We start from the raw sequence: 24,840 nt of genomic DNA on the forward strand, positions 1-24,840 counted from the left end.
TGGATCGCTTATAGCGGCCTCAATCGGCCAGATCGACTCCCGCGTGGCCGCGCCGCCAATAGGCGGCGATGGCGCAGCGGGACTTGGGGAGGCCGCGCTCCTGGGTCAGGTGGCGGCGTAGCGCCCGCGCGGTCTGCTGCTCGCAGCCGGCGAAGACATACACGTCCTCAGGGTCGGCGGGCAGGTCGAGCGCGCGCACCGCCCGCTCCAGAAGATCGCTGGTGCCGGCGGGGGCGCCGTCGCGGGTGAGCCATGCGACATCGAGCCGGGCGGGCGAGGGCAGGGGCTGGCGTTCGCCCGCATCCGCCACTTCCAGCCGCACCACCGCCTGCGCCTGCGCCGGCAGCTCCGCCACAAAACGGGCGATGACGGGCAGCGCGGTCTCGTCGCCGGCGAGCACATACAAGCGGGCCGGCGGCAGGCCGGCGCCGCCGGGGCCGAGCAGCCCCACCGGGTCGCCGGGCCGGGCGTCACGGGCGAAATCCGACCCAGGTGTCGCCGCGCCGGGGTGCAGCACCATGTCGAGCGCCAGCGTGCCCGCCGCCGCATCGACCTCGCGCACGGTATAGACGCGGGGGACGAGTGCGTCCGCCCCCGTGGGCCAGACGACGCGCCCGTCGGGGGCGGCGTGCGGCCAGACCGGCGTGCGGCCGGCCGGCGGAATGAGCAGCCGCACATGCAGCCCGCCGCTGGCGAAATGCGCGGCGTCGCCTTCCAGCACCACGCGGCGCATGCGTGGCGTGACCGGGTAGGCGGCGGCGACACGCATGGCGCGGAAATAGGGCAGGGCGGGATTGCCGGCGCCATGGCCTTCCCAGGCGAAGGCGGGGGTGGCGCCTTCCATCGCGGCATGGAGATGCTCGGCCAGCTGCATGCGCAGCACGGAAAGCCGGTCCTCGCGGTCGCTGCGGGCGTCAAGCACCAGCCGGCCGGCGGCGTCGATGGACAGCGCCGCCTCGCCGCACCAGTTCTCCAGCCGCGCCGAATGCGGCGTGCGCTCGCGCAGCGTCTCCGGCTCCAGCCGGGCGCAGAGGCGGGCGAGGAGATCCGCCGCGCCGGTGCAGGCGATGCGCGCCTGCGTGGTGAAGGGTTCACCCATGCCGGTCTCCCCGTTGCAGCAGCCAGATCAGATACGGCCCGCCGACCAGCGCCGCGAGCAGGCCGGTGGGCAGCTGGTAGGGAAAGGCGACCATGCGGGCCAGCCAGTCCGCCAGCAGCAGCACCAGCGCGCCGATCAGCGCCGAGGCGAAGACGAAGACGGCGCCGCGGTTCAGTCCGAGCTGGCGGGCGAGGTGCGGGCCGATCAGCCCGACAAGGCTGAGCGGGCCGACGAAGAACGCCGCCACCCCGGTCATCGCCGCCGCCAGAAGCGTGAGCAGCAGCTGGCTCGCCGCCACCCTCAGGCCGAGCGAGCCGGCCACGCCCGCGCCGAGCGGCAGCAGGCTCAGCCAGCGGCCGGCAAGGGCGACGGGGAGCAGCAGGAGAAGCGCGCAGGCGGCGAGAATGGCGGCCTGCATCAGGTCGACCCGGTCGGTGGTGCCGGCCATCCAGGCCAGCAGCAGGAAGCTGCCCGGCCCGCCGGCGGCGAAGAAGGCGGAGAGAATCGCGAGCGCCATGCAGCCGAGCGCGATACCGGCGAGCAGCAGCTTTTCCGCCCCGAAGCCGGTCGCCGCCGCGATGGCCAGCACCAGCAGCAGCGCGCCCAGCGCCCCGCCGGCACTGGCGGCGAGCAGCAGGCCCGGGCCCGCATCGGGCGCGAGCAGCAGCGCGGCGGCGAGGCCGACCCCGGCGCCGGCGCTGACACCCAGCACTTCCGGCCCGGCGAGCGGATTGCCGGTGAGCTTCTGCATGATCGCCCCCGCCGCGCCGAGCAGCCCGCCGGCGGCCGCCGCTGCGACCACGCGCGGGGCGCGGAACGCCAGAAGCTCGGTCAGCAGCGGTCCGGTGGCGAGGGCCCAGCCGTCGAGATCGCGCCCGGCGACCAGAGCGAACAGCCCGGCCAGAAGGGCCGCGACAGCGAGCCCGGCGAGAGCGCGGCCAGGGCGGCGCCAGCGGCGGCGCGGCGTCGCGGGGACGGAGAGCGGCGGGGCGGCGGCGCGCAGGCGCGGCAGCAGCCACAGCAAGAGCGGCCCGCCGAGCAGGCCGACCGCCGCGCCGGTCGGGATGAGGTCGCCGCCATTGCCGGCGGTGAGCTGCACCAGGCTGTCGGTGATCCAGAGCAGCAGCGCGCCGATCAGCGGGGCGGCGAGCAGCACGGCGTCCGGCCGCCTTGCGCCGGCGACGCGGGCCAGCGCCGGGGCGGCGAGGCCGACAAAGCCGATCACCCCGACTTCGGACACCACGCTCGCCGCCAGCGCCACCGCCACCGCGATGACGGCCAGCCGCATCCCCTGCACCGCCATGCCGAGGCTGCGCGCGCCGGCATCGTCCAGCGCCATGAGGCCGAGCGGGCGGCGCAGCAGGAAGGTGGCGCCGGCCGCCAGCGCCAGCCGCGTGCCGATCAGCTGCGCCGGCTCCCAGTTCTGCTGGTGCAGCGAGCCGGCGCCCCAGATGAACAGGGCGAACACATAATCGCCGCGCACGAGGATGAGCGCCGCGCTCAGCGCCCCCGCCATCAGCGACAGCGTCATGCCCGCGACCACCAGCGTCACCGGCTCGAAGCCGCGCCGGGCGCTCAGCGCCAGCACCAGCGCCACCGCCGCCACCCCGCCGGCGAAGGCGGTGCCCTCGCGCGAGAGGGCGAGCAGCGCCGGGGCGAAGGCGAGCGCCAGCGTCAGGGCCAGCTGCGCGCCGGCGGCGATGCCGAGCGTGGAGGGATCGGCGATCGGGTTGCGCAGCACGCGCTGCAGCAGCGCGCCGGAAAGCCCCAGTGCCGCGCCGGCCAGCAGCGCGGTCGCCGCGCGCGGCAAGAGGCTGTGCCAGAGCAGCAGCTCGTCGAGATCGAACGCCGCGCCCGGCAGATCCGGCCGGCGCATCAGCACCAGCGCGAACAGGCCGAGGCCGAGCGCGGAGAGGGCGAGCCCGAAAGGCAGCGGCCGCATGCCGGTGGGGCGGGGCAAGGCGAGCTCAGCCAAGGCCGCCTCCGTTCCCCGATCCGCCCTCCAGCAGCGCCGCCGTGAGCAGGCGGGCGAAGCGGGCGGCGGTGGGCAGGCCGCCGAAAGGATCGACGCTGTCGAGCACGGCGAAGCGGCGGGCGCGGATATTGGGCAAGGCGTTCCACAGCGCGCTGGTGGCGAGCACCCGCGCCGCATCCGGCGGGACGGGGCGCAGGATGACGAGGAAGGCCTCGGGAAAGCGCGCCAGCGCCTCCAGCCCGAGCGGGGCGGAGGCGGCGTAGAAGGTGCGCTCGCCCCAGGCATTGGCCAGGCCGAGGCGGGCGATCACCTCGCCGAACAGGCTGTCGGCACCGAACACGCGGAAATGCCTGGAATCGCCGAGATTGAGCACCAGCAGCGGCCGACCGGCCTGCGCGGCGAGGCGCTGCCGGCAGGCGTCGATCTGCCCGGCGACGGCGTCGATCAGCGCTCGGGCCGCGTCCTCGCGCCCGGTCAGGGCACCGATCGCCATTGCCGCCGCCTCGGCCTCGCCATAGGGCGGGCGACCGGTCCGGTAGATGGACAGCGTCTCGACCGGGGCGATGAGGCGCAGCTTCGGCTCCATCCAGCCATAGAAGTTGGAACTGAGGATGAGGCTTGGGCGGGTCAGCCGCAGCGCCTCGAAATTCACCGCGCCGCGCAGGCCGATATCGACCACGGAGGCCGGCACGGGCGGCTCCACCGCCACCTCGCGAAACAGCACCAGTTCGGCCGCCGCCACCGGCGAGATGCCCATGCCCAGCAGGGTTTCCAGCAGCGCCCAATCGACCGTTGCGAGGCGAAGATCCGGAGCTTGCGCCCGCGCGGGCGCGCCGCGCAGCGCCAGCGCCGCCACTCCGGCGGCCAGCAGGGCACGGCGGTTGAGGTGCGGGGCGGCGCTCACAGCACGTAGCTCATCGGCGCGCCGCTGACGGGATGTGCCATCACGCCCATGTCGAGCCCGTAAATGGCGCGCAGGTTCTCCGGCTGCATGATCTCGCCGCACGGGCCCTGGGCGATGAGCCTCCCGCCGCGCAGGGCGAGCAGGCCGTCGCAGGTGCGGGCGGCGAGGTTGATGTCGTGCAGGATGACGATCACCGTCATCGCGCCGCCCTCCGCGCCTGTCCCGGCTTCGTCGCCCAGCTCGCGCAGAATGGCGAGCACCTCCATCTGGTGGGCGATGTCGAGCGCCGAAGTCGGTTCGTCGAGCAGCAGGCAGCGCGCGCCCTGCGCCAGCATCAGGGCCAGCCAGGCACGCTGACGCTCGCCGCCGGAAAGGCTGTCCACCGCCCGGTCACGAAAGGCGGAAAGGCCGGTGCGCTGGATCGCCGCCTCCACCCGTGCCTCGTCCTCGGCGGTGAAGCGGCCGAGCGCGCCGTGCCAGGGATAGCGGCCGAGGCTGACCAGTTCGCGCACATTCATGCCGTCGGAAGCGGGCATGAATTGCGGCATATAGGCGACCTCGCGGGCGAAGGCGCGCCCGGTCCAGGCCGTGAGCGGTCGGCCGTCGAACCTTATCGCGCCGCCGGTCGGGGCGATCTGGCGGGCGAGCATCTTCAGCAGCGTGCTCTTGCCGGAGCCGTTGGGACCGATCAGCCCATAGACGCGCCCGGCCGGCAGACCGAGCGTCAGCGGGCTGAGGATCGCCCGGTCGCCGGCCGTGAAGGCCGTCTCATGCAGCGACCAGAGCGCGCCCGCCGGCGCTGGAGCAGCGGCCTCTACCATTTGTAGGACAGGGTTCCGAGCACGGTGCGGCCATTGCCATAGAAGCAGCCGAAGAAGCCGCAGCCGGCGACATAGGTCTCGTCGGCGATGTTGTTGACGTTGAGCTGGGCCTTGAACGGGCCCTTCTCGTAATGCAGGGCGGCATCGAACAGCGTGTTGGAGGACAGGAAGATGCTGTTGTCGTCGAGCGCGTAGCGGTCGCCGACGAAGCGCACGCCGCCGCCGACCCCGAAGCCCGCCCACGCCCCCGACGGGACGGTGTAGTCGAGCCAGAGATTGGCCATGTTCTCCGGCACATTGGCCGGGCGGTTGCCGGCATATTGGCCCTGGGTGATCTCGGCGTTCATATAGGTGTAGTTGGCGATCAGGTTGAGCCCGTCCGCGAGCCCGGCCACGGCGGTGAACTCAAAGCCCTTCACCCGCACCTCGCCGATCTGGGTCTGGTAGCTCACCCCGTCGATCAGCTGCGAGGACAGCACATTGGACTGGGTGAGGTCGTAGACGGCGGCGGTGAAGAAGCCGTTCCAGCCCACCGGCTGGTACTTCACGCCGAGTTCGACCTGCTCGCCCTCCATCGGCTGGAAGGCGCCGCCGCCGAGCTGCGTCGGCATGTTGCCGATGACCGGCTCGAAGGAGGTGGAATAGTTGAAATAGGGGGCGATGCCGTTGTCGAAGAGATAGGTGAGGCCGACGCGGCCGGTGAAGGCGCTGTCGTCCTGGTTCTGCGCGGTGTTGCCGAAATTGGTCAGGTTGGTGGAATCGGTCGTCGCCCAGTCATGGCGCAGGCCGACGGTGAGCAGCCAGTTCTGCAGCTTCACCTGGTCCTGCGCATAGACGCCCGTCTGCGAGATCGTGCCGTTCACATCCGACGTGTACCAGGGCGTGCCGCCGACCGGCTGGTTGTAGATCGGGAACAGGATGTTGATCGGCGAGGCGGTGCCGAAGGCGGTGGTGTTGGATTCGCTGTAGCGGCGATAATCGACGCCGACCAGCACCTCATGGCTCAGCGCGCCGGTGTCGAACTGCCCGAGCATCTGGCTGTCGAGGTTGAAGGTCTGCTGCGATTCGGCGTTTTCCGACGAACCGCGATTGGCGACGAGCGGGTTGGTCGGACTCAGCGCGCTGTAATAGAGGCTGTTATAGTCCCAGGCGAGCACGGCGTAGCGGGCGTTCTGGCGGAACTCCCAGGTCTCGTTGAAGCGGTGCTTGAACTCGTAGCCGACGCTGCCGAAGGTGCGGTTGGAATTGTCGTAGTCGGGATCGCCGAGGAACAGGTTGCGCGGCAGGCGCAGGCCGCCATCGGCATCCACCGTGTACTGCACCGGCAGGCCGACCGGGGTGCCGGTCTGGTCGTACTGGATATTGGCCAGCACGGTGAGCTCGGTGTCGGTGGAGGGCCGCCAGGTCAGCGCCGGGGCGAAGAACAGCCGGTTGTCGTCGATATAGTCGGTCTGGGTGTCGCTCTCGCGGGCGAGGCCGGTGAAGCGGTAGGAGATGTCGGCATTGTCCGGCAGCACGCCGCCAATGTCGAAGCGGCCGACATAGCGGTCGAAGCTGCCGGCGTCCACCTGCACCTCGCCGAAATTGGTGAAGGTCGGGCGCTTGGAGATGAAGTCGAGCAGGCCGCCGGGATTGCCCTGGCCATAGAGCACCGAGGCGGGACCGCGCACCACGTCAATGCGCTCCAGCCCATAGGGGTCGATGGCGGTGGTGCCGGCCTCGCGCATCAGCTTCAGGCCGTTGAGATACATGCTGTTATCGGCGGCGAAGCCGCGGATGATCGGGTAGTCGAAGCGCGGATCGGCGCCGAAGGGCTGGGAGACCACGCCGGCGGTGTAGTCGAGCGCCTGCCCGACGCTCTGCACGCCGCGTGCGTCCATCTGGTCGCGGGTGACGACGGAAATGGATTGCGGCACCTCGATCAGCGGCGTGTCGGTCTTGGTGCCGGCGGTGCTGGTGCGGGCGACATAGCCCTGCGTGTCGTCCGTGCGCTGACCCTGAATGTCGATCTGCTCAAGCTCGATGGCCGCCGCGCCCTGCTGCGCCCGTGCCGCCGGGGCCGAGACAAGGATCGCCGTGCTGCCCATCAGCAGCGACATCGTTGAGAGGGCCAGCCCTTTGCGCATCACGGTACCCGTTTTCAGCAGTTGAGATGAATTATAAAGAAGCGTTCCCCTCCGGCCCTGGGAAACACCGCTTCATATCAATCAACATTCCGCCGTTCTTGTCGCATCCTCTTGTGTTTTGAACGATCGTGTTCTCTATTGCCCCCTGATCGAACGGATTTGGCGCGAGATCAAGGCGAGAGTGCTACTTCATATTGATTCTAATCTATGAAGTGCCGCGCTGATCTTGACGAATGGCACGCTGAATGAGCTTTCAACCGCGCATGACCTCCACCGTGGAGGGCATCACCCTTCTGGACGACCTGCACTGGCGCAGCTGGAACGGCATCATCGCCGATGTCTGGCATGTCGCCTGCGCGGCGGGGGCGGGTGGGCATTATGTCTCGCGCGATGCCCGGCTGTTCGTGGTGCTGGAGCGCGAGGGCGGGCGCTCGGATGTGCAGCTCTCGGTGGATGGCCGTCCGCGCCGGGTGCAGCGTGCCCCGCACCGGATGAGCTTCGTGCCCGCCGACCTGCCGATCTGGTCGCATGTCGACGAGCCGGTGCGGGTGCGCCACCTCGACCTGCATTTCCACGCGCCGACGCTCAGCGAGCGCCTCGGCGAGGATCTCGACGATGAGCGGCTGGCGACGCCGCGGCTCGATTTTCTCGATCCGCGCCTGTTCACCCTGGCGCAGCTGATCGCGGAGGAATGCACTAGCCCCGAGCGTCGCCACGACCTCTATGGCGACGGCCTGACCCTCGCTCTGTTCATTGACCTCTTGAAGCTCGGCCGTGCGCCGGGCGCGGCGGCGCGCGGCCCCGCCCTCTCCCCGCGCCAGCTGCGGCGGGTGACGGATTTCATCGAGGCCCATTGCGCCCGCAATATCCGCCTGCAGGAACTGGCAGAGCTGACCGGCCTGTCGCAATCCTATTTCAGCCATGCCTTCAAGGCAGCGACGGGGGTGCCGCCCTATCAGTGGCATCTCAAGGCGCGGCTGCGGCGGGTGCAGGCGCTGCTGACCGACACCGAGCTGCCGCTCACCGAAATCGCTTCCGCCACCGGCTTTACCGATCAGGCGCACCTGACCCGCAGCTTCCGCCGGCTGATCGGCACGACCCCGGCGGCGTGGCGGCGGGCGCAGGGGCGCTGAGGCCGGCAAAGACGGGCGTGGCGAAGAGCGAACCGAAGCCGGCGAGCGGCGCGGTGGGAAGGTCGAGCGCGCGCAGGCAGCCCCACAGCGTGGCGGCAACGGAATCGATGATGGGCAGGCCGAGCGCGCGCTCGATCTCCGCGCCGACCCGCGCGCCGCGCATATTGGTGCAGACGATGGCGATGGCGTCGGGTTTAGCGGCCGCGACCTCCGCACACATCCGGCCGACATGGTCGTCGGCGATGTCGGCGAAGGAGAAATTGTCGGACAGGCCGGCATGGAGTCCGGCCACCACCTCGACGCCAAGCGTGGCGTAATTGGCGGCGATGCGGGCGCCGACATCCGCCGTATAGGGGGTGACGAGGCCGAGCCGCTTCACCCCGCCCTCCGCGAGCAGCCGGTTGAGGCCGAGAATGCAGCTGGTGGCCTTCACCCCCGTTCGCGCCTCGATCGCCGCGCAGAGCCGCGCATCGGTATCGAAGCCGAGCCAGCTCGCCGAGGTGCCGTTCCAGGCGATGATGTCGGTGCGGGCGTCGGCGAGCAGCTCCGCCGCCGCCAGGATGGGCTCCTGGCGGAACTGGTTGGAGGCGCTGTCGTCGAGCGCGATCCGCGTCACCCGGAAGCGGGCGAAATGCGCCGTCACCTCGGGGAAAAGCGGCTCCAGCATCCGCGCCGTATAGGGCTCCAGCACCGTGTTGGAAGACGGCGTCAGCATGCCGATCCGATGCCGGCGGGAGAGTCGTTCATCGTGCATGGCGCTGTTCCGACGGGGGAGGGGAAGGCGGACCTGCCGCAAGGGCTCAGAAGCCCATGGCGCAGCCGTCCTTGCGCGGGTCCGAGCCGGCCAGCAGGAAGCCGCTCGCGGGATCGCGCAGGATGATCTGCGCCCCGCCGAGCGGCTCGACGGCGGCGGTGACGGTGTGGCCGCGCGCTTCCAGCTCGGCCCGCAGGCTGTCGGGCCAGGTCGGCTCGATTTCCAGCACGCCGTCATGGGCGAAGGCGCGCGGCGCATCTACCGCCATCTGCACGTCGAGATGGCGGTCGAACAGGCCGGAGAGCAGCGCCGCCTGACCGGAGGCTTGGTATTGCCCGCCCATGACGCCGAACACGCCCAGCGCCTCGCCGTCCTTGCGCAGCAGGCCGGGGATGATGGTGTGCATCGGCCGCTTGCCCGGAGCGATGGCGTTGGGGTGGCCCTCGATCAGCCGGAAGGACGCGCCGCGCGAATGCAGCAGCACGCCGGTTTCCGGGTCGATGCGGGTGGAGCCATAGCCGTGGAACAGCGAGTTGATGAAGGACACCATGTTGCCGTCGCGGTCGACGACGCTGATATAGACGGTGTCCTTGTGCTCCGGCTCGTCCCACAGCGCGGGCGGCAGAGCGCGGCCCATATCGATGCGGGCGGCGAGCCGGCGGGCGGTGTCGCGGGAGAGCAGCGTCTCCACCGGCACCGTCATCGCGGCGGGGTCGGCGAGCAGGGCGTCGCGGTTGTAGTAGGCGAGCTTGCCCGCCTCGGCGTGGAGATGCACCCGGTCGGCCAGCGACATTCCCTCGCCGAGGTCGAATTCGCGCAGGATGTTGAGCAGCATCAGCGCCGCGAGGCCCTGCCCGTTGGGCGGGCACTCTTCCACGGTGTAGCCGCGATACTCGGTCGCGATCGGCGTGGTGTAGAAGGCGCCGTTGGTCATCGCCGCGAAGTCTTCCTCGGTATGCAGGCCGCCGAGGCTGTTGAGATAGCGCACCAGCGATTGCGCGGTGGCGCCCTCATAGAAAGCGGCCGCGCCATGGGCGGCGATGTCGCGCAGGCGCTGGCCCAGCAGCGGCTGGGCATGGCGATCACCCGCCACCAGCGGCTTGCCGTCCTTGAGGAAAAAGGCGCTGGCATTGGCATCCTGCGCCAGCAGCGGCGCGTCGTCGGCCCAGTCAAAGGCGACGCGCTGGGCGATGGGATAGCCGTTCTCGGCATAGTCGATGGCGCGGGCGAACAGCCGGTCGAGCGGCAGCGTCGCATAGTCGGCGTGAAGGCGCGTCCAGGCGGAAATCGCGCCCGGCACGGTGATCGCGTGCGGGCTGGTGCGGGGAATCTCGGTGGTGAGGCCGGCGGCCTTCAGCGCCGCGACGCTGGCGGCCATCGGTGCCCGCCCGCTGCCGTTCAGCGCCACGGTGGGCTTGCCCTTGGGCGCGTAGAGCACGAAGCAGTCGCCGCCGATGCCGGTCATCGCCGGCTCGACCACGCATTGCGCCGCCACCACCGCCAGGGCTGCGTCCATGGCGTTGCCGCCCGCCTGCAGCACCTCAAGCCCCGCCGCCGTGGCCAGCGGGTGCGAGGTGGCGATCGCCGCGTCGCGGGCGAACAGAGTGGGGCGGGACGGGCCGAAAAAGGTGGAGCGGTGGGTGGTGATCACGGGAGGCGTTCCTGCTCGGGCGGTACTGCGGGGAAGCCATACAGCGCCGCCGCATTGTCTGTCATGATCTTGGCGGCAAGGGCGTCGCTGCCGCACCAGTCGCGGAACAGGTCGACCAGCGCCGCGTCGTCCGGCGGATTGCCGGGTTTGGAGGGGTGCGGCCAGTTGGTGGCGAACAGGCAGCGCTCCGGCGCATGGGCGATCAGCGCGCGGGCGAGCGCGGCGACATCGCTGTAGAAGGGCGGGCCGAGGCGCGAGGTCTCATAGACGCCCGAGGTCTTCACATAGGTGCGACCATTATCGAGAAGCCGTTGCAGCGCCTTGACGCCGGGATGGTCGAGGCCGACGGGCGCCAGGAACTTGCCGTTGTGGTCGATGACCAACCGGCCCGGCAGGCGGGCGAGGCGGTCGGCTTCCTCGTGCAGGAGACGCCCGTCCATCTGCATCTGCACATGCCAACCGAAAGCCGCGGTCTTCGCCGCCAGCGTTTCCAGATCGTCCCAGCCGAGCGCGCCGCCGCCGATCATGAAGAAGCGGATGCCGCATATGCCGAGGCCGGTGAGCCGCTCCAGCTCCGCGTCGCTCACGTCAGGCGGCACCACGGCGACGCCGCGGGCGTCTTCCCCGAGGATCGCCATCGCGTCAAACGTGGCGCGGTTGTCAAAGCCATAGACCGAGGGTTGCACGACGACGGCGCGCGAGAGGCCGAGCGTGGTGCGGACCTTGAGATAGGCGGCGATATCGCCGCCGGCGACCGGCGGAAACGGCGAGGCGGGTGCCGGCGGGTAGGTCTCCGCCGGGCCGTAAATATGCATGTGGCAGTCGCAGGCCCCGGGCGGCGGCGTGAAGGCCGGCGCCCGGGCGGGCAGGAGCGCGCTCATCGCGACCGCCAGTTGGACAGGCGGTGCGGGTTCTTGGCGTGGATCGGCAGCCGGCCTTCCAGCATCGCCTTCACCTGCTCCACCGTCTCCATCGCCTGGAATTCGGAGGGCTCGATCATCAGCGCCGCCGAATGCGGCGTGGCGACGACATTGGGCAGGCGGGCGAGGCGGAGCGAGGGCTGCTGGTCGCGCCCGTCGCCGACATCGAGCCCGGCGCCGGCAATGGTGCCCGAGGTGAGCGCCGCCTCCAGCGCGTCCTCATCCACCAGAATGCCGCGCGAGATGTTGATGAAGAAGGCGTCGCGCCGCATCTTGGCGAAAGCATCCGCGTTCATCATCCGCTCCGTCTCCGGCGTCGCATAGGCGGCGCAGACGACGAAATCGGGCTGGGAGAGCACCTCGTCGAGCCCGACCGGGACGACGGCGCCATTGTCGAAGCGCGCATAGGGGTCGTAGACCGTCACCTTCATCTTGAAGGCCAGCGCCAGTTCGACGATGCGCCGGCCGATCGAGCCATAGCCGATGACGCCGACATGGGCGCCGGCCATCTGCCGGCCGAACACCATGGGGTGGGAGGCGTCGCCGGCATGGTAACGCTCGGCGTCGCGTGTGATGTTGCGGGCGAGGTCGAGCATGAGGGCGAGCGTGTGCTCGGCCACCGCGTCGGCATAGCCGGAAGAACAGTTGCAGACGAGGATGCCGGCCGCGGACGCCGCGTCCACGTCGATATTGCGCATGTCGACGGCGCAGCGGGTGAACAGCTTCACATCCTTCAGCCGCTGCATCACCTCGCGCGGGCCGGCTGCGAGGCGGTCGGAAATGACCACCTCGCAGCCCTCCGCCGCCTTCACGAGGGTGTCTCCCGACAGGGGCTCATGACTGTCGTTCATCACCAGCTCGATCGGCAGTGCCTTCAGGGCGTCGACGGCCCTGTAGCCGTAGAAATGCTTCAGCAGGTCGCGGTTATGGGTGAGGAGCACGCGCATGGGTTTCATTCGGCGCCCTCGGCCATGCCGGCGACGATGTCGGCCGGCAGCTGCGCCATCACCCAGCGGTTCATCGCCAGCACCATGTCGTCGCGCCAGGAGAGCGGGCCGGGGCGGGCGAGGCAGGAGGAGAGGCCGACCTGCTGCTTTTCCAGGATACCCACATCCTCCATCGCCACCGCTTCCCAGCGCTTGTAATAGGGCGCGGCGCGCTCCTCGAAATCGGGCAGCTCGGTATAGGCCCTGGGGAAGCAGCCGCCGACGGAAAGCACGGAGCGGTCAACGGAAATCGGCCGCACCGCCAGCCACCAGGCGCAGTCCTGGGCATAGACGAACTGCACGGTCGGCTCGATCACGGTGAAGAAGGTGCCCTTGCGCGCCTGCTCGGACAGACCCTCGATCGGCGGGAAGGGCGGCTCCTGCCCGAGCACGGCGATGGAGCGGTTGGCCTGCACCTGGATGACATGCCAGTTGCCCTGGGTGGGGAAACTCACCGAGCGCTGGGCGCCGACGGTGGCGGCGTGGACGATGCCGGTGTGGTAGGTCTCCATGGCGTTTTCGAGCAGCAGCTTCCAGTTGCACCGCGTCTCGATGTCCATGTGCCAGGTCTTGACCATCTCCCCGAGCCGGTGGCTGCCGACCAGCTCCGGCATGTTGCCGAGATGGGTCATCAGGCCGGGGGCGCTGTCGTCGTAATTCAGGAACACCGAGCCTTCCCAAATCTCCATGCGGATCGGGATGAGGCCGTGCGGCGGCTTCTCGAATTTCGGCACCTCGCGCATGCCGGGCGCGCCGGCCAGCGTGCCGTCGAGCCGGTAGTTCCAGGCGTGGTAGGGGCAGGTGAGATTCTTGGCGTTGCCGCAGCCTTCCATGAGGATGGAGGCGCGGTGGCGGCAGACATTGGCGAAGGCGCGCAGCACCTCGTCCTCGCCGCGCACCAGCAGCACCGGCCCGCCGACGCTGTCGAGCGCCTTGAAGTCGCCGGGCTTGGCCACCTCTTCCACCCGGCCGGCGAAGAACCAGCTCTTCATGTGGATGTGGTCCAGCTCGGCCTTGAACACGGCGGGGTCGGTGTAGAAGCGGGTCGGCGCGCTCTTGGCGTCGCCGAGCGGCGGCTCGGACCAGACATAGGGTTCGGGAACCAGCGTCGTTTCCAGGCTCATGACCGGGGCCTTTCGTTCAGCGATGCCCGGCATTCAGGCGGTGTTCCGCCTGGCCGAGCTGGACGAGATGAAGGGCGATGACGGCGACATGGCCGGCCAGCATGGCCGACATGCCCTGCACGTCATGGGGCGGGCTCAGCGTGTTGATGTCGACGCCGACAAGGTCCAACCCCTTGAGTCCGTGCAGAAGATCGAACACGTCCGCCACGGGCGGGCCGCCCCAGGTGGGAGTGGCGACGCCGGGCGCGGCGGAGGGGTCGAAATAATCCATGTCGAAGGACAGGTGAACGGGCCGCGTGCCCACCACGTCGCGCACCTCGGCGGCGATCGCCTCCGGGCCGCGCCGGCGCACCTCGTCACCGGGAATCAGCCGGTAGCCGAGGCCGCGCGTGTGGTCATAGGCGCCGCCGACCAGCATGGTGCCGCGCGCGCCGATATGGAAGGAGCGCTTGGTGTCGATCAGCCCTTCCTGCGCCGCCAGGGTGAAGGTGGTGCCGGTGTTGAGCTCCTCGCCGGGATAGGCGTCGGTATGGGCGTCGATATGGATCAGCACCAACTCGGGGTAACGCTTTGCCAGCGCGCGCAGAACCGGCAATGTGACCGTGCCGTCGCCGCCGACGCAGAGCGGCACCGCGTCCGCCGTCACCACCTCCTGCACCACGGCCTCCATCGCCGCCATGGACGGGCCGATATCCGAGGCGACGACATCGACATCGCCGAGATCCACCACCCGCCCGCCGTCGCGCGGATCGCTATCCGCCAGCGGGGGATAGAAGGGGCGCACCTCGCTCGACATGGCGCGGAACGCGGCCGGGCCCTGGCGCGAGCCGATGCGGGTGGCGTGGGTGCCGCAGTCGAAGGGCAGGCCGATGACGGCGATCTGCCCGGCGCGGGCGGATGTCGCCGGCGGCACGCCGAGGAAGGTTCCGAGCCGCATGCGCGGGGCGCCAGAAGTATCGGTCATGCATCGGCTCCAAGATAGAAAGACTTCACGCGCTCCGGGTCTATATTGGTGCCGCTGTCCTCATGGACGATGCGGCCGAGGCGCATGATGTAGACGTGATCGGAGAGGCGCATGGCCTCCACGGCGTTCTGTTCGACAAGCAGGATGGTGGTGCCCTGCTTGCGGATCTCCAACACCGTGTCGAGGATCAGGTCGATCATCTGCGGCGCGAGGCCCATGGTGGGCTCGTCCATGATCAGCAAGGAGGGGCGCGACATGAGGCCCCGCGCGATGGCGAGCATCTGCTGCTCGCCGCCGGACATGGTGCCGGCCTGCTGCGCCATGCGCTCGCCCAGGCGCGGGAACAGCGCCACCATGCGCTCAAGATCGCTTGCGATATCAACGGCATCGCCGCGCGCATAGGCGCCGAGCACGAGGTTTTCCCGCACGCTCATGCCGGCGAAGACGCGGCGGCGCTCCGGCACATGGGCGATGCCGCGCGCCACCCGCAATTCCGGCGCCAGCGCGGTAATGTCTTCTCCGGCAAAGCGAATTCGCCCGGAGGCGAGCGGCAGCAGACCGGACAGCGCCATCAGCGTCGTGGTCTTGCCGGCGCCGTTGGAGCCGACCAGCGAGACGATGCGGCCGGGCTCGACATGCAGATTGACGCCATCCACCGCGCGGATGCGGCCATAGGAGACGGCCAGGTTCTCAACCTGGAGTAGCGGCGGCGTGGCCGCATCGGCGGGACCGGTCGGTGCGGTGAGGTGGACGATGTGTGCAGTCTGGCTCATCGCGCTCACCTCGCCCGGCCGAGATAGGCGGCCTGCACCGCCGGGTCGGCCAGCACCTGTTCCGGCGGGCCGTCCGCCAGCTTGCGGCCGTATTCCAGTACGGTGAGGTGATCGCACAGCCGGCGCACCACCTGCATATCGTGCTCGATCAGCAGCACGGCGATGCCCTGCGCCCGTACCTGCCGGACGAGATCGGCGATTTCGGCCTTCTCCACCGCGTTCATGCCGGCGAGCGGCTCGTCGAGCAGCAGCAGCTTGGGCGAGGAGATGAGGGCGCGGGCGATCTCGACCCGGCGCTGATGGCCATAGGAGAGGGTGGTGGCAACGCGGTCGGCGACCTCCGCCCCCAGCCCGACAAAGGCGAGCAGCTCATAGGCGCGGGCGATCATCGCCGCTTCCGCCGCGCGCGCGGCGCGCCGGCCGAAGACGAGCGACAGCGCATTGGCGGAAAAGCGCTGATGCGCGCCGACCAGCACGCTCTCCAGCACCGTCATGGCACCGAACAGGCGGATGTTCTGGAAGGTGCGGGCAAGGCCGCGCCGGGCGAAGCCGTTGACGCCCAGCCCGCCTATTTCCGCGCCGTCGAACACGAGTTCGCCCTCGGTCGGGCGGACGAAGCCGGTCAGCACGTTGAGCACGGTGGTCTTGCCCGCGCCATTGGGGCCGATCAGCCCGTGAATGGCGTTGCGGCCGATGGCCATGTCGAGGTCGCCGACGGCCTGCAGCCCGCCGAAGCGCACGGTGATGGCGCGCGCTTCCAGGAGCGGCGCGGGGGAGGGGGCGCCGGTCAGCGGTTTCATGCCGCCTCCTTCGCGTTAGCGGGCCGGGCACCCGGCATGGTCAGGGCGACGCGGGCACTCGCCGCCAGACCCTGCGGGCGGAACACCATCAGCACGATGAGCACGATGCCGAGCAAAGCGAAGCGGGTTTCCGGATAGGCCTGCACGAAGGGCAGGTCGAGCGCCAGCTGCAGGAACACGATCCAGATCAGCGCGCCGACAAAGGGCCCGATGAAGGTGCCGAGCCCGCCGAGCACCACCAGCATCAGCAGGAGGATGTTCTCGAACAAAGAGAAGTTCAGCGGGCTGATATATTGCTGGGTGTGGGCGTAGAACACGCCGACGAAGCCGCCGACGAAGCCGCTCGCGGCATAGGCATAGAGCTTGTAGCGGGCGGTGGGCACGCCCATCGCTTCCGCCGCCTCCTCATCCTCGCGGATCGCCACCCAGGCACGCCCGACATAGGAGCGCACCAGCCGGGCGATGGCGAAGACGACGACGACCGCCAGCGCCAGAGCGAAGAAGAACTGCGCCCGCGGCGAGCCGAGCGCGATGCCGAACAGGTTCGGCGCGGGAATGCCGCGAATGCCCATCGGCCCGTTGGTCAGGTCCATCCAGTTGATGGCGACCACGCGCACGATCTCGCCGAAGCCGAGCGTCATGATGGCGAGATAGTCGCCGCGCAGCCGCAGGGTCGGAGTGCCGAGCATGACCGCGAAGCCGGCGGCGAGCAGGCCCGCCAGCGGCAGGTTGAGATAGAGCAGCCACCAAATCGTCGCCGGCTCGACGCCGAACTGGTCCTTCAGGACCAGCACGAACAGGATCGAGGTGAGATAGGCGCCGACCGCCCAGAAGGCGACGAAGCCGAGATCCAGCAGGCCGGCAAAGCCGACAATGACGTTGAGCCCGCTCGCCAGCATGCCGTAGATCACCACGAGGGTGAGGATGCGCAGCCAGTAATCGGACGGCAGCAGCGCGCCGACGACAAGCGCCAGCGCCAGCAGGCCGAGCGCGGCGGGCGTGCCGGCGGAAGCCGCGCGGGCCAGCCCGCCGTCGAGCTTGCCGAAGGCGGCGCGCAGCCAGCCAGCGCCAAACTCCGAGGCGCCGCCGAGCAGGCTGCCGCGCCCGGCGGAATTCAGTTCCGGCTTTCCGAGCAATCCCTGCGGGCGCAGATAGAGCAGGCCGACCAGCAGCACGAAGCTGATCGCGTCCTTCCAGGCGGTGCCATTGGGCAGATAGCCCGAGCCCAGCGCCTCGACGAGGCCGAGAATGAGCCCGCCCAGAGCCGCGCCGGGAATGGAGCCGATGCCGCCGAGCACGGCGGCGGTGAGCGCCTTCAGCCCCGGCAGGAAGCCCATGCTGGAATGGGCGAAACCATAGGTCTGCGCATAGAGCAGCCCGGCCAGAGCGGCGAAGCCCGAGCCGATGGCGAAGGCGGCGGCCACCACCCGGTTGACCGGAATGCCGACCAGCGTCGCCGCCATCTGGTCTTCCGCGCTCGCCCGCATCGCCCGGCCGAGCGAGGAGCGGGCGATGAAGGCGGAAAGCCCGAGCATGGCGGCCAGCGCGGTGGCCATCACCACGAGGTCCATCACCGAGAGGTAGATCGAATCGAACAGCACCACCGGCGGCAGTGTGGCGAGGTGGAATTCGGGAAAGCGCAGTTCCTCGGCGCCCCAGACGGTCTGGGCGAGGCTCTGCAGCACCACGGAGACGGCGATGGAGGTGATGAGCGGGGCGAGGCGCGGGGCGTTGCGCAGCGGGCGATAGGCGATGCGGTCGACCAGCACGCCGAGCGCGGCGGTGAGCGCGATGGCCCCCGCCGCGGCGACGGGCAGCGAGAAACCCGGCATCGGCACAATGGCGCCGAGCAGACGCACCTCGGGCAGCATCAGCGACGCGGTGAGAAAGGCGCCGAGCATGAACAGTTCGCCGAAGGCGAAGTTCACCAGGCGCACGACGCCGTACACCAGGGTGAAGGCGACGGCGGCGAGGGCGTAGATCGCCCCCAGCACCAAGCCGTTCGCCAGCAACTGTCCGAGATAATCCATCACCTGCCTGCGTTGCCTTTAGGGACGCGCCGGCCCGGGGCGAGCCGGGACGGGTGGGTTCTGCGCGGAGCGCCGGCCTTCCCTCTCCCCGTGGGGGAGAGGTGGCCCGCGTCAGCGGGTCGGCGAGGGGGCGGGTCGCGGCGGGGATTAACCTCACCTCAACCCTCTCCCGTGGGGGAGAGGGAGCGTGGCGCGAGGCCTATGGCTGCTTGGGGGCGAGGCCGAACTTGCCGTCCTTCACTTCGAGGAAATACAGCGCGCCGGCGCGGTCGCCCGAGGGGTCAAAGGTGGTGGGGCCGGTGACGCCGGGCACGTCTTTCAGCTTGCCGAAGGCGGCGTTGAGGCTCTCGCGCGTGACCGGGCCGTCCTTGGCGGCGAGATCGACCGCCGCGCCGAGCGCCATGCCGGCGTCATAGCCCAGCGCCGCCCAGGCGCTCGGGTCTTCCTTGTAGGCGGCCTTGTAGGCGGAGAGGAAGCTCTCGGTCGCCGGGGTGGCCACGGCGGGATCGAACATGCCGTAGACGATCATGCCTTCCACGGCGCTGCGGCCGAGTTTCATCAGTTCGACATTGAGCGCGCCGTCGGTGGAGAGAAGCTGCGCCTTGATGCCGAGCGCGCGGGCCTGCTCGGCGATCTTCGCCGCCTCGGTGTAGAAGCCGCCGATGAAGATGGCGTCGGGCTTGGCGGCGCGCACCTTGGTCAAGAGGGTGCGGAAATCCTTGGAGCCGAGCAGGTAGGATTCGGTCCCAATGATCTTGGCGCCGTCCTTCTCGGCGGCGGCAGAGAACGCCTTGGCGACGCCGATGCCGTAATCATCCTGCTGGTTCAGCACATAGATCGACTTGAGGCCGAGCGTCTTGGCCGCGTAGTCGCCCATCATCGTGCCCTGTACCGCGTCGGTGAGCACGTTGCGGCGGAAATAGGGGCTGACATTGGTCAGCGCCGGGCTGGTGACGGCGGAGGCCAGGACCGGGAGCTTGCACTCGTTGAAGACCGGCACGGCGGCAAGGGCGATGGAGGAGAAGGAATAGCCCATCACCACATCGACCTTCTTGTCGGAGCAGAAGCGCTGGGCGATGAGCACGCCCTCGCGCGCCTCGCCGCGGTCATCCACCGCGTCGATCGTGTAGGTGTTGCCGCCCTTCTTGTTCAGCGCCGCCACTGCGAGGTCGAGGCCCTTGCGCATGTTGAGGCCGAAGGCGGCGAAGTCGCCGGAGAGCGCGGCGGTGAAGCCGATGGTGATCTCCTCGGCCCGGGCAAAGCCGGGAGAGGCGAGAAGGCCGATGCCGAGCACGGCAGCGGCAAGGCGATGGGTCGTCATGCGAAGTCTCCTCTGGAAGAGATGAGCCGTGCGGCCTGCTGCGGAAGGTTCCGGCCTTCTGGCCGTGTGGTTGATTGGGTCTTGCCGGGTTCAGTGCAGTTCCACCGTCACCCAGGTTTCGAAACAGTAATCATCGGCCAGCGACATCACCCCGATGGAGGCGCGCCCGCCCACCCCGATCTCCGGGCCGAACACCTGCTCGAACAGGTCGGTAAGCCCGCTCGCCACCAGATGCGGCTGGGTGAAAGAGGGGTCGCAGGCGATGAAATTGAGCGAGCGCACCAGCCCCTTCACCCGGTCGAGATCGCCAACCGCATCCTTGATGCAGGACAGGCAGTTGAGCCCGGTGAGGCGGGCGGCCTCATAGCCCTGTTCCACGGTCACGTCGCGGCCGAGCCGGCCGGGGAACAGCGCCTTGCCATCGGCATCGACGCCCGCCGTCTGGCCGGAGAGGAACAGCAGCTTGTCGCTGAGATAATGCGGCTTCATCTTGCCGTAGCGCGTGCCGTAATAGCCCGCCCCGCCGCCGGCGCCGGGAAGCACGAGGCCGAGTTCCTCGACCCGCTTTGTCGCCGAGAGGCTCATTGCCGGTGTGCTCATGTATGTCTTCCCTGCGCAGGCTGTTCCTGCCCTGATTTCCCGTCGATTTCGCGTCGCCGTCAAACAGGAAATAGCGGGAAGTCCATAAAGCAAAGTTATAGCTTGGGTGCTATGGCCGCCCGCTGCCCGAAGTTTGAGCGGGGTGCCGGCCCCCTCAGCGCGTCGGGGCGAGGTCCGGCGCCACGGCGCGGCGGAACCGCTCCATGAAGGCGACCGAGATGCGCGAGGGCGGCCTTGTGCTGGGGCGGAACATGCCGAAGCGGTAGGGCACGAGCGGGCGGAACGGGACCGCCACCAGCCCCATCGCGGCGAAGAAGCGGGCGGTGGCGGGATCGACCAGCGTCACCGCGCCGAGCTGCTGCACCAGCACGCAGGCGGTGCCGAAAAATTCCACCTCCGCCACCACGTTCCAGTGCGCCTGTGCCTCGAAGAAGGCTTCTGCGGCGGCGATATGGGTGATGTGTTCGGGAAACAGCGTGACGAAGGGCACGGCGTCGAGCTGTTCCGGCCCGATGCAGCGCTCCCCGGCCAGCTTATGGTCGGCCCGCATCACGCACATGCACGCCACCTCGAACAGTTCGAGCGAGGCGACATGGATGTCGATGGGCAGTTCCGCGAACCCCACGTCGAAGGCGCCGATGGTGCCGAGATCGCGCACCGCATAGGAGGAGCGGGTGATGAAGCGGGCGGTGGCCCCCGCATTCTCCTTCAGCACATCGGCGATGATCGGCGGCAGCAGATAGGTGGCGAGGCCCGGCGGGCTGGCGATGAGCAGCGTCGCCGAGGACAGGCTTTTCAGGTTGCGGGAGATGGCCAGCGTGCGGTCCATCGCGTCGAGCGTGCGCACGATGGCGGCGAAGAAGGTCTCCGCCTCCGGGGTCGGCTCCAGGCGCCCATGGGCGCGGTGGAACAGCCGCACCCCGATCTCGTCCTCCAGCCGGGCGATGAGGTTGCTGATCGCCGGCTGCGACTTGCCCAGCAGGACGGCGGCGGCGCTCATCGAGCCGTTCTCATAGACGGCGCGGAAGGCTTCGAGATGGCGGGTGTCCATCGCTGACGCTCACTGCGTTGGGCGGCGCGCCCGGCCGCCCGTTGTCGCTACGGCGCGGCGGGCTCGGCGGCGTCGCCGGTCTGGGCGGGCGTGGCGCTCGCGGTGCGGATCAGCGAATCCAGCATCTTCTTGCGCTTGGCCTCGTAATAATAGCCGCGCGCATAGAGCATCACCGCCCGCTTCTCGTCGCGCCCGGCCACCCGGTAGGCATTGGCGAGATAGGCGACGGCGTAGGTCAGGTTGGTGTCGGCGTCGAGCAGGTCCTTCGGCGTGCCACGGAAGCCGAGGGCGCGGGCGGTGTCGACGCGAATCTGCATCAGCCCCCAATAGGGGCCGTTGCGCCGGCTCGGCTCGAACTTGCTTTCGCGCCAGGCGACGCGGCGCACCAGCCACACCGGCACGTCGAAGCGCTGGGCGTGGCGCTCCAGCAGCGCCTCGATGGCGTCGGGCGCGCGGTCGGCGGTGGCGCGGGTCGCCACCGGCTCGGGCGTGTCGTCGATGGGGCGCGCGGCGTCCTCCCCCTCCGGCAGCGGCTCGACCTCCGCCTCGGCCACCGCTTCGGCCGGCACCTTGGCGGAGGTGCCCGCCTTGGCCTCGGCGGCCGGGAAGGCGGGAGAGTCGGCCGATGGCGGCGCGGCGAAGGCGAGGGGCTCGCTCGGGCGGCTCGGCGGCAGCGGCACCAGTGAGGCGAGAACGATTCCGCGCTTCTCCGCCAGCCGCTTGGGCGGCACGGGAATGGCGGGCAGCGCGGCAGCGGGCGCGGGAGTGTCGGCCGGGGCGGCAGCCGACGCCGGGGGCGCGGCGGCCGACGCCAGCGGCGCGGCGGGTGGGCTGGGCGCGGTCGTTGCCGGAGAGGTCTCGCTCGGCGTGACGGCGACGAGGGCGACCGCTTCCGTGTGCACGACCAGCCGCTCGCCGGTGAGCGCGCCGCGCGCGGGGTCGGTGATCCACGCACTGTAGGAAGGGGCGACGAGATCGGCCGGGCAGCGCGGCACCGGCGCCAGAACCGGCGGCGGCACGACGCGGGCGAGCGTGACCGCCACCACGCGCACAGTGCGCACGGGGGCGTTCTTCTTGGTCGCGGCTGAGGCCGGGACCGCCGCCACGAGCATGCCGCCCGCCAGCAGCGCGAGGCTGGCGACGGTGAGCGGCGTCGAGGCCGGGGCGGGTCGTGTTGTCACTCGTTTCACGCCCGATGGCCTAGCATATTTCTTAACGGGCTGAAAATCCCGCCCGGCCGTAGCGGCCGGGCCGCAGCTTCACGCAGGCGGCCGGCGGGAGCTTTGCCGGCTCAGTGCTTGCCGCGAGCGCCCGGCCTCAGCGTCCCATGGCGCGCAGTTCGGCGATTTGGGCCTCGCTGAGATAGCGGATCTTCTCGCCGCGCAGGATGAAGGCGAGGCGCGCGGTCTCTTCCAGCTCCTCGGCATTGTTGACCGCGTCTTCCAGGTCCTTGCCCAGTACCACCACGCCATGGGAGGCGAGAAGGAAGGCGTTGACCGGGTGGGCCTTCGCCGCCACCGCGAGGTCGCGGGCGATTTCCGGCGCGCCGGGGCGGTAATAGGGAATGACCGGCATATAGCCGGCGCGCATCACATAATAGGGCGTGAAGGGGCGCAGGGCGTTGTCGGTCGGCAGGTCTTCGAGGCAGGAGAGGGCGGTGAGATAGGTCGAGTGCAGATGCACGATCGCCCCCGCCTCCGGCCGCGCCTCGAACAAAGCGAGGTGGAAGGCGAATTCCTTCGAGGGCTTGGGCCCCGGCGCCGGCCGGCCTTCGCCGTCGATCCGCGCCAGCGCGTCGGGGGAGAGCCGCCCGAGGCTGCCGCCGGTGGGGGTGACGAGGAAGCCGCCTTCCTCCAGCCGCACCGAGACATTGCCGGCGCCGCCGACGCTGTAGCCCCGGTCGAACAGGCTCTTGCACAGGGCGCACAGAAGTTCCGCCCGCTCATTCCCGCTCATCGTTCCGTCTCCATGTGCCGGGATCGGAGAGGCCGGCACCGCAGGGGCGCCGGCCGCCGCAACTTAGTTGGTCAGCGCCCAGCTGGTGAAGCCGGGCACATAGGTGACCAGCGCCAGCACCGCCAGCATGATGCCGATGAAGGGCAGCATGGCGCGCGAGAGCTTCATGACCGGCACGCCGGAAATGCTGCTTGCGAGGTAGAGCGCCGTGCCCACCGGGGGCGTCAGCAGGCCGATGGTGAGGTTGATCACCATGATCAGGCCGAACTGCACGGGATCGACGCCGAGATGCGCCGCCACCGGGCCGAGGATCGGCGTCATCAGCAGGATCGCCGGGCCGCTGTCGAGGAACATGCCGACCACGAGCAGCATGAGGTTGATCAGCAGCAGCAGCAGGATCTTGTTCTCGGTGAGCCCGAGAATGGCGCCGGCAATGGTCTGCGGCAGGCGGGCATTGGTGAGCAGCCAGCCGAACAGCGAGGTGGCGGCGATGATGGCGGCGATCACCGCCGTGGCGATGGCCGCTTCCATGCAGATCTTCGGAATGTCGGCGAGGGTGAATTCCTTGTAGACGAACAGCCCGACCAGGAAGGCATAGACCGCGACCACCGCGCCGCCCTCAGTGGGGGTGAACACGCCCATGCGGATGCCGCCGATGATGATGACCGGCATCATCAGCGCCCAGCTCGCCTCCTTGAAACGCTGCCACTTCTCCGCCGCGCTCACCCGGCCTTCGGTGGGGTAGCCGTGCCGCACCGCATAGACATAGGAATAGAGCGCGAAGCCGAGCCCGATCACGATGCCCGGCGCAATGGCGGCGAGGAACAGGTCGCCGATCGAGGCCTGGTTGGACACGCCATAGATGATGATGGCGATGCTCGGCGGCAGGATCAGCGCCAGGCTGCCGGAAGAGGCGACGAGCGCGGCGGAGAAGCCGGCATCGTAATTGCGCTTCTTCATCTCCGGGATCATCACCGAACCCAGCGCGGCGACATCCGCCACGCCCGAACCGGAGACGCCGCCCATGATGACGCCGCTTGTGGTGACGACATGGGCGAGGCTGCCGCGGATATTGCCGACCAGCGCCAGCGCCAGATTGATGATGCGCCGCGTGATGCCGCCATGGCCCATCAGCGAGCCGGCCAGCATGAACAGCGGGATCGCCATCAGCGGGAAGGAATCGACCGAGGTGAACAGCCTCTGGCCGAACAGCGCCATCGGGTAGCCCTGGTAGAGGATGGCCCCCAGCGAGGCGAGCGCGATGCCGAAGGCGACGGGCACGCCGAGAATGAGGAACAGCGCGAAGCCGCCGAACAGAAGCAGGGCAATCATGGCGTGACCTCGCGCGCGGTGGCGCGCTGCCAGGCGGCGCGCAGGGCGAAATAGACCAGGGCGGCGCCGCTGAACGGGATCACCGCATAGACGTAATACATGGGCAGGCCGAGGGCGGCGCTGCGCTGGTTCAGCCCGAACTTGATGAGCGAGGCGCCGCCGACCACCAGCGCCACGCCGACCAGCGCGACAAGGAAGGCGTTGAACACGTTGAGCGCGCGCGAGGGCCTGGCCGGCAGCAGCGTCAGCAGGAAGTCGAGCGCGATATGCGCCTTCGACTGGAACGCCGCGGCCATGCCGAGAAAGGTGATCCAGACGAAGATGTAGCGGCCGAGCTCCTCGGACCAGCTGAGCGAATTCGCGAAGGCATAGCGCGCGACCACCTGGGCGAAGGTGACGCCCATCATGGCGAACATCAGCGCGGCGATGGCCCAGAGAAGGAAGTGGTGTATCAGCCGATCCAGCTTGTCCAAGCTCGTTTCTCCCTCAGGCGGCGCGTCTTTTGCCGCGCCCCGGAACA

At 69.6% G+C, this 24,840-nt stretch carries 22 protein-coding genes; 1 reads left to right on the forward strand and 21 read right to left on the reverse strand.

All coding sequences use genetic code 11. The features are described from left to right. Positions 1–19: 19 nt before the first annotated feature. Genes J2S75_RS06085 through J2S75_RS06105 form a run of 5 tightly spaced genes read right to left on the reverse strand, consistent with a single transcriptional unit; the run spans position 20 to position 6,925 of the window. Positions 20–1,099, reverse strand: a complete 1,080-nt coding sequence (locus J2S75_RS06085; RefSeq protein ID WP_307018919.1) for a siderophore-interacting protein — start codon at positions 1,097–1,099, stop codon at positions 20–22. Further along, complete coding sequence (gene fhuB / locus J2S75_RS06090; RefSeq protein WP_307018920.1) at positions 1,092–3,074, reverse strand: Fe(3+)-hydroxamate ABC transporter permease FhuB; 1,983 nt, start codon at positions 3,072–3,074, stop codon at positions 1,092–1,094. Before fhuB ends, J2S75_RS06085 begins: the two co-directional genes overlap by 8 nt. Further along, positions 3,067–3,978: an ABC transporter substrate-binding protein gene (locus J2S75_RS06095; RefSeq protein WP_307018921.1), complete on the reverse strand. Its 912-nt coding sequence runs from the start codon at positions 3,976–3,978 to the stop codon at positions 3,067–3,069. Before J2S75_RS06095 ends, fhuB begins: the two co-directional genes overlap by 8 nt. Continuing rightward, a complete protein-coding gene (locus J2S75_RS06100) occupies positions 3,975–4,799 on the reverse strand; it encodes an ATP-binding cassette domain-containing protein (RefSeq protein ID WP_307018922.1) in 825 nt (274 codons plus the stop codon). Before J2S75_RS06100 ends, J2S75_RS06095 begins: the two co-directional genes overlap by 4 nt. Continuing rightward, positions 4,793–6,925 carry a TonB-dependent siderophore receptor gene (locus J2S75_RS06105; protein WP_307018923.1) on the reverse strand — a complete coding sequence of 711 codons (2,133 nt, stop codon included), beginning with the start codon at positions 6,923–6,925 and terminating at the stop codon, positions 4,793–4,795. The genes J2S75_RS06100 and J2S75_RS06105 overlap by 7 nt, the downstream gene beginning before the upstream one ends. A gap of 245 nt (positions 6,926–7,170) precedes the next feature. Here J2S75_RS06105 and J2S75_RS06110 point away from each other — a divergent pair, with 245 nt between their 5' ends. Next, a complete protein-coding gene (locus tag J2S75_RS06110) occupies positions 7,171–8,058 on the forward strand; it encodes an AraC family transcriptional regulator (RefSeq protein ID WP_307018924.1) in 888 nt (295 codons plus the stop codon). Here J2S75_RS06110 and J2S75_RS06115 read toward each other — a convergent pair. The 16 genes from J2S75_RS06115 to J2S75_RS06190 all read right to left on the reverse strand — a co-directional run bounded on the left by J2S75_RS06115 (position 7,973) and on the right by J2S75_RS06190 (position 24,793). Next, positions 7,973–8,812: a maleate cis-trans isomerase family protein gene (locus J2S75_RS06115; protein WP_307018925.1), complete on the reverse strand. Its 840-nt coding sequence runs from the start codon at positions 8,810–8,812 to the stop codon at positions 7,973–7,975. The two genes, J2S75_RS06110 and J2S75_RS06115, sit on opposite strands and share 86 nt — an antisense overlap. Positions 8,813–8,858: 46 nt before the next feature. Continuing rightward, complete coding sequence (locus J2S75_RS06120) at positions 8,859–10,463, reverse strand: gamma-glutamyltransferase family protein (protein WP_307018926.1); 1,605 nt, start codon at positions 10,461–10,463, stop codon at positions 8,859–8,861. Further along, positions 10,460–11,344 carry an amidohydrolase family protein gene (locus tag J2S75_RS06125; protein ID WP_307018927.1) on the reverse strand — a complete coding sequence of 295 codons (885 nt, stop codon included), beginning with the start codon at positions 11,342–11,344 and terminating at the stop codon, positions 10,460–10,462. Before J2S75_RS06125 ends, J2S75_RS06120 begins: the two co-directional genes overlap by 4 nt. Beyond that, on the reverse strand, positions 11,341–12,339 hold the full coding sequence (locus J2S75_RS06130) for an NAD(P)-dependent oxidoreductase (RefSeq protein ID WP_307018928.1): 999 nt from the start codon (positions 12,337–12,339) through the stop codon (positions 11,341–11,343). Before J2S75_RS06130 ends, J2S75_RS06125 begins: the two co-directional genes overlap by 4 nt. Then, entirely contained in the window at positions 12,336–13,493 is a 1,158-nt protein-coding gene (locus J2S75_RS06135; protein ID WP_307018929.1) for an aromatic ring-hydroxylating oxygenase subunit alpha, read from the reverse strand. Before J2S75_RS06135 ends, J2S75_RS06130 begins: the two co-directional genes overlap by 4 nt. Positions 13,494–13,509: 16 nt before the next feature. Continuing rightward, on the reverse strand, positions 13,510–14,457 hold the full coding sequence (locus J2S75_RS06140) for an arginase family protein (RefSeq protein WP_307018930.1): 948 nt from the start codon (positions 14,455–14,457) through the stop codon (positions 13,510–13,512). Continuing rightward, entirely contained in the window at positions 14,454–15,113 is a 660-nt protein-coding gene (locus tag J2S75_RS06145; RefSeq protein WP_307019158.1) for an ABC transporter ATP-binding protein, read from the reverse strand. The genes J2S75_RS06140 and J2S75_RS06145 overlap by 4 nt, the downstream gene beginning before the upstream one ends. 122 nt (positions 15,114–15,235) lie before the next feature. Next, entirely contained in the window at positions 15,236–16,030 is a 795-nt protein-coding gene (locus J2S75_RS06150; protein WP_307018931.1) for an ABC transporter ATP-binding protein, read from the reverse strand. Next, positions 16,027–18,060, reverse strand: coding sequence for an ABC transporter permease (locus J2S75_RS06155; protein WP_307018932.1), 2,034 nt, complete (start codon positions 18,058–18,060; stop codon positions 16,027–16,029). The genes J2S75_RS06150 and J2S75_RS06155 overlap by 4 nt, the downstream gene beginning before the upstream one ends. Positions 18,061–18,259: 199 nt before the next feature. Continuing rightward, the gene (locus J2S75_RS06160; protein ID WP_307018933.1) at positions 18,260–19,381 is read right to left on the reverse strand and encodes an ABC transporter substrate-binding protein; all 1,122 of its coding nucleotides are present in this window, start codon (positions 19,379–19,381) and stop codon (positions 18,260–18,262) included. 90 nt (positions 19,382–19,471) lie between these two features. Continuing rightward, positions 19,472–19,981: a RidA family protein gene (locus tag J2S75_RS06165; RefSeq protein WP_307018934.1), complete on the reverse strand. Its 510-nt coding sequence runs from the start codon at positions 19,979–19,981 to the stop codon at positions 19,472–19,474. A gap of 154 nt (positions 19,982–20,135) precedes the next feature. Beyond that, positions 20,136–21,032 carry a LysR family transcriptional regulator gene (locus J2S75_RS06170; protein WP_307018935.1) on the reverse strand — a complete coding sequence of 299 codons (897 nt, stop codon included), beginning with the start codon at positions 21,030–21,032 and terminating at the stop codon, positions 20,136–20,138. Between the two features lie 47 nt (positions 21,033–21,079). Beyond that, positions 21,080–22,213, reverse strand: coding sequence for a transglycosylase SLT domain-containing protein (locus J2S75_RS06175; protein WP_307018936.1), 1,134 nt, complete (start codon positions 22,211–22,213; stop codon positions 21,080–21,082). A gap of 136 nt (positions 22,214–22,349) precedes the next feature. Next, positions 22,350–22,988, reverse strand: coding sequence for a 3-oxo-tetronate 4-phosphate decarboxylase (otnC, locus tag J2S75_RS06180; protein WP_307018937.1), 639 nt, complete (start codon positions 22,986–22,988; stop codon positions 22,350–22,352). Between the two features lie 63 nt (positions 22,989–23,051). Beyond that, entirely contained in the window at positions 23,052–24,320 is a 1,269-nt protein-coding gene (locus J2S75_RS06185; protein WP_307018938.1) for a TRAP transporter large permease, read from the reverse strand. Next, positions 24,317–24,793, reverse strand: a complete 477-nt coding sequence (locus J2S75_RS06190; protein ID WP_307018939.1) for a TRAP transporter small permease — start codon at positions 24,791–24,793, stop codon at positions 24,317–24,319. The genes J2S75_RS06185 and J2S75_RS06190 overlap by 4 nt, the downstream gene beginning before the upstream one ends. Positions 24,794–24,840 lie beyond the last annotated feature (47 nt).

The sequence above is a fragment of the Ancylobacter polymorphus genome, assembly GCF_030813495.1.
Classification (GTDB): domain Bacteria; phylum Pseudomonadota; class Alphaproteobacteria; order Rhizobiales; family Xanthobacteraceae; genus Ancylobacter; species Ancylobacter polymorphus.

What these genes read in the sequence shown, in the direction of transcription:
- J2S75_RS06085 (WP_307018919.1), bottom strand. Translation starts at nt 1,099, where the DNA reads ATGGGTGAACCCTTCACCACGCAGGCGCGCATCGCCTGCACCGGCGCG.
- J2S75_RS06100 (WP_307018922.1), bottom strand. Translation starts at nt 4,799, where the DNA reads ATGGTAGAGGCCGCTGCTCCAGCGCCGGCGGGCGCGCTCTGGTCGCTG.
- J2S75_RS06105 (WP_307018923.1), bottom strand. Translation starts at nt 6,925, where the DNA reads ATGCGCAAAGGGCTGGCCCTCTCAACGATGTCGCTGCTGATGGGCAGC.
- J2S75_RS06110 (WP_307018924.1), top strand. Translation starts at nt 7,171, where the DNA reads ATGAGCTTTCAACCGCGCATGACCTCCACCGTGGAGGGCATCACCCTT.
- J2S75_RS06115 (WP_307018925.1), bottom strand. Translation starts at nt 8,812, where the DNA reads ATGCACGATGAACGACTCTCCCGCCGGCATCGGATCGGCATGCTGACG.
- J2S75_RS06125 (WP_307018927.1), bottom strand. Translation starts at nt 11,344, where the DNA reads ATGAGCGCGCTCCTGCCCGCCCGGGCGCCGGCCTTCACGCCGCCGCCC.
- J2S75_RS06130 (WP_307018928.1), bottom strand. Translation starts at nt 12,339, where the DNA reads ATGAAACCCATGCGCGTGCTCCTCACCCATAACCGCGACCTGCTGAAG.
- J2S75_RS06135 (WP_307018929.1), bottom strand. Translation starts at nt 13,493, where the DNA reads ATGAGCCTGGAAACGACGCTGGTTCCCGAACCCTATGTCTGGTCCGAG.
- J2S75_RS06140 (WP_307018930.1), bottom strand. Translation starts at nt 14,457, where the DNA reads ATGACCGATACTTCTGGCGCCCCGCGCATGCGGCTCGGAACCTTCCTC.
- J2S75_RS06150 (WP_307018931.1), bottom strand. Translation starts at nt 16,030, where the DNA reads ATGAAACCGCTGACCGGCGCCCCCTCCCCCGCGCCGCTCCTGGAAGCG.
- J2S75_RS06155 (WP_307018932.1), bottom strand. Translation starts at nt 18,060, where the DNA reads ATGGATTATCTCGGACAGTTGCTGGCGAACGGCTTGGTGCTGGGGGCG.
- J2S75_RS06160 (WP_307018933.1), bottom strand. Translation starts at nt 19,381, where the DNA reads ATGACGACCCATCGCCTTGCCGCTGCCGTGCTCGGCATCGGCCTTCTC.
- J2S75_RS06165 (WP_307018934.1), bottom strand. Translation starts at nt 19,981, where the DNA reads ATGAGCACACCGGCAATGAGCCTCTCGGCGACAAAGCGGGTCGAGGAA.
- J2S75_RS06170 (WP_307018935.1), bottom strand. Translation starts at nt 21,032, where the DNA reads ATGGACACCCGCCATCTCGAAGCCTTCCGCGCCGTCTATGAGAACGGC.
- otnC (WP_307018937.1), bottom strand. Translation starts at nt 22,988, where the DNA reads ATGAGCGGGAATGAGCGGGCGGAACTTCTGTGCGCCCTGTGCAAGAGC.
- J2S75_RS06185 (WP_307018938.1), bottom strand. Translation starts at nt 24,320, where the DNA reads ATGATTGCCCTGCTTCTGTTCGGCGGCTTCGCGCTGTTCCTCATTCTC.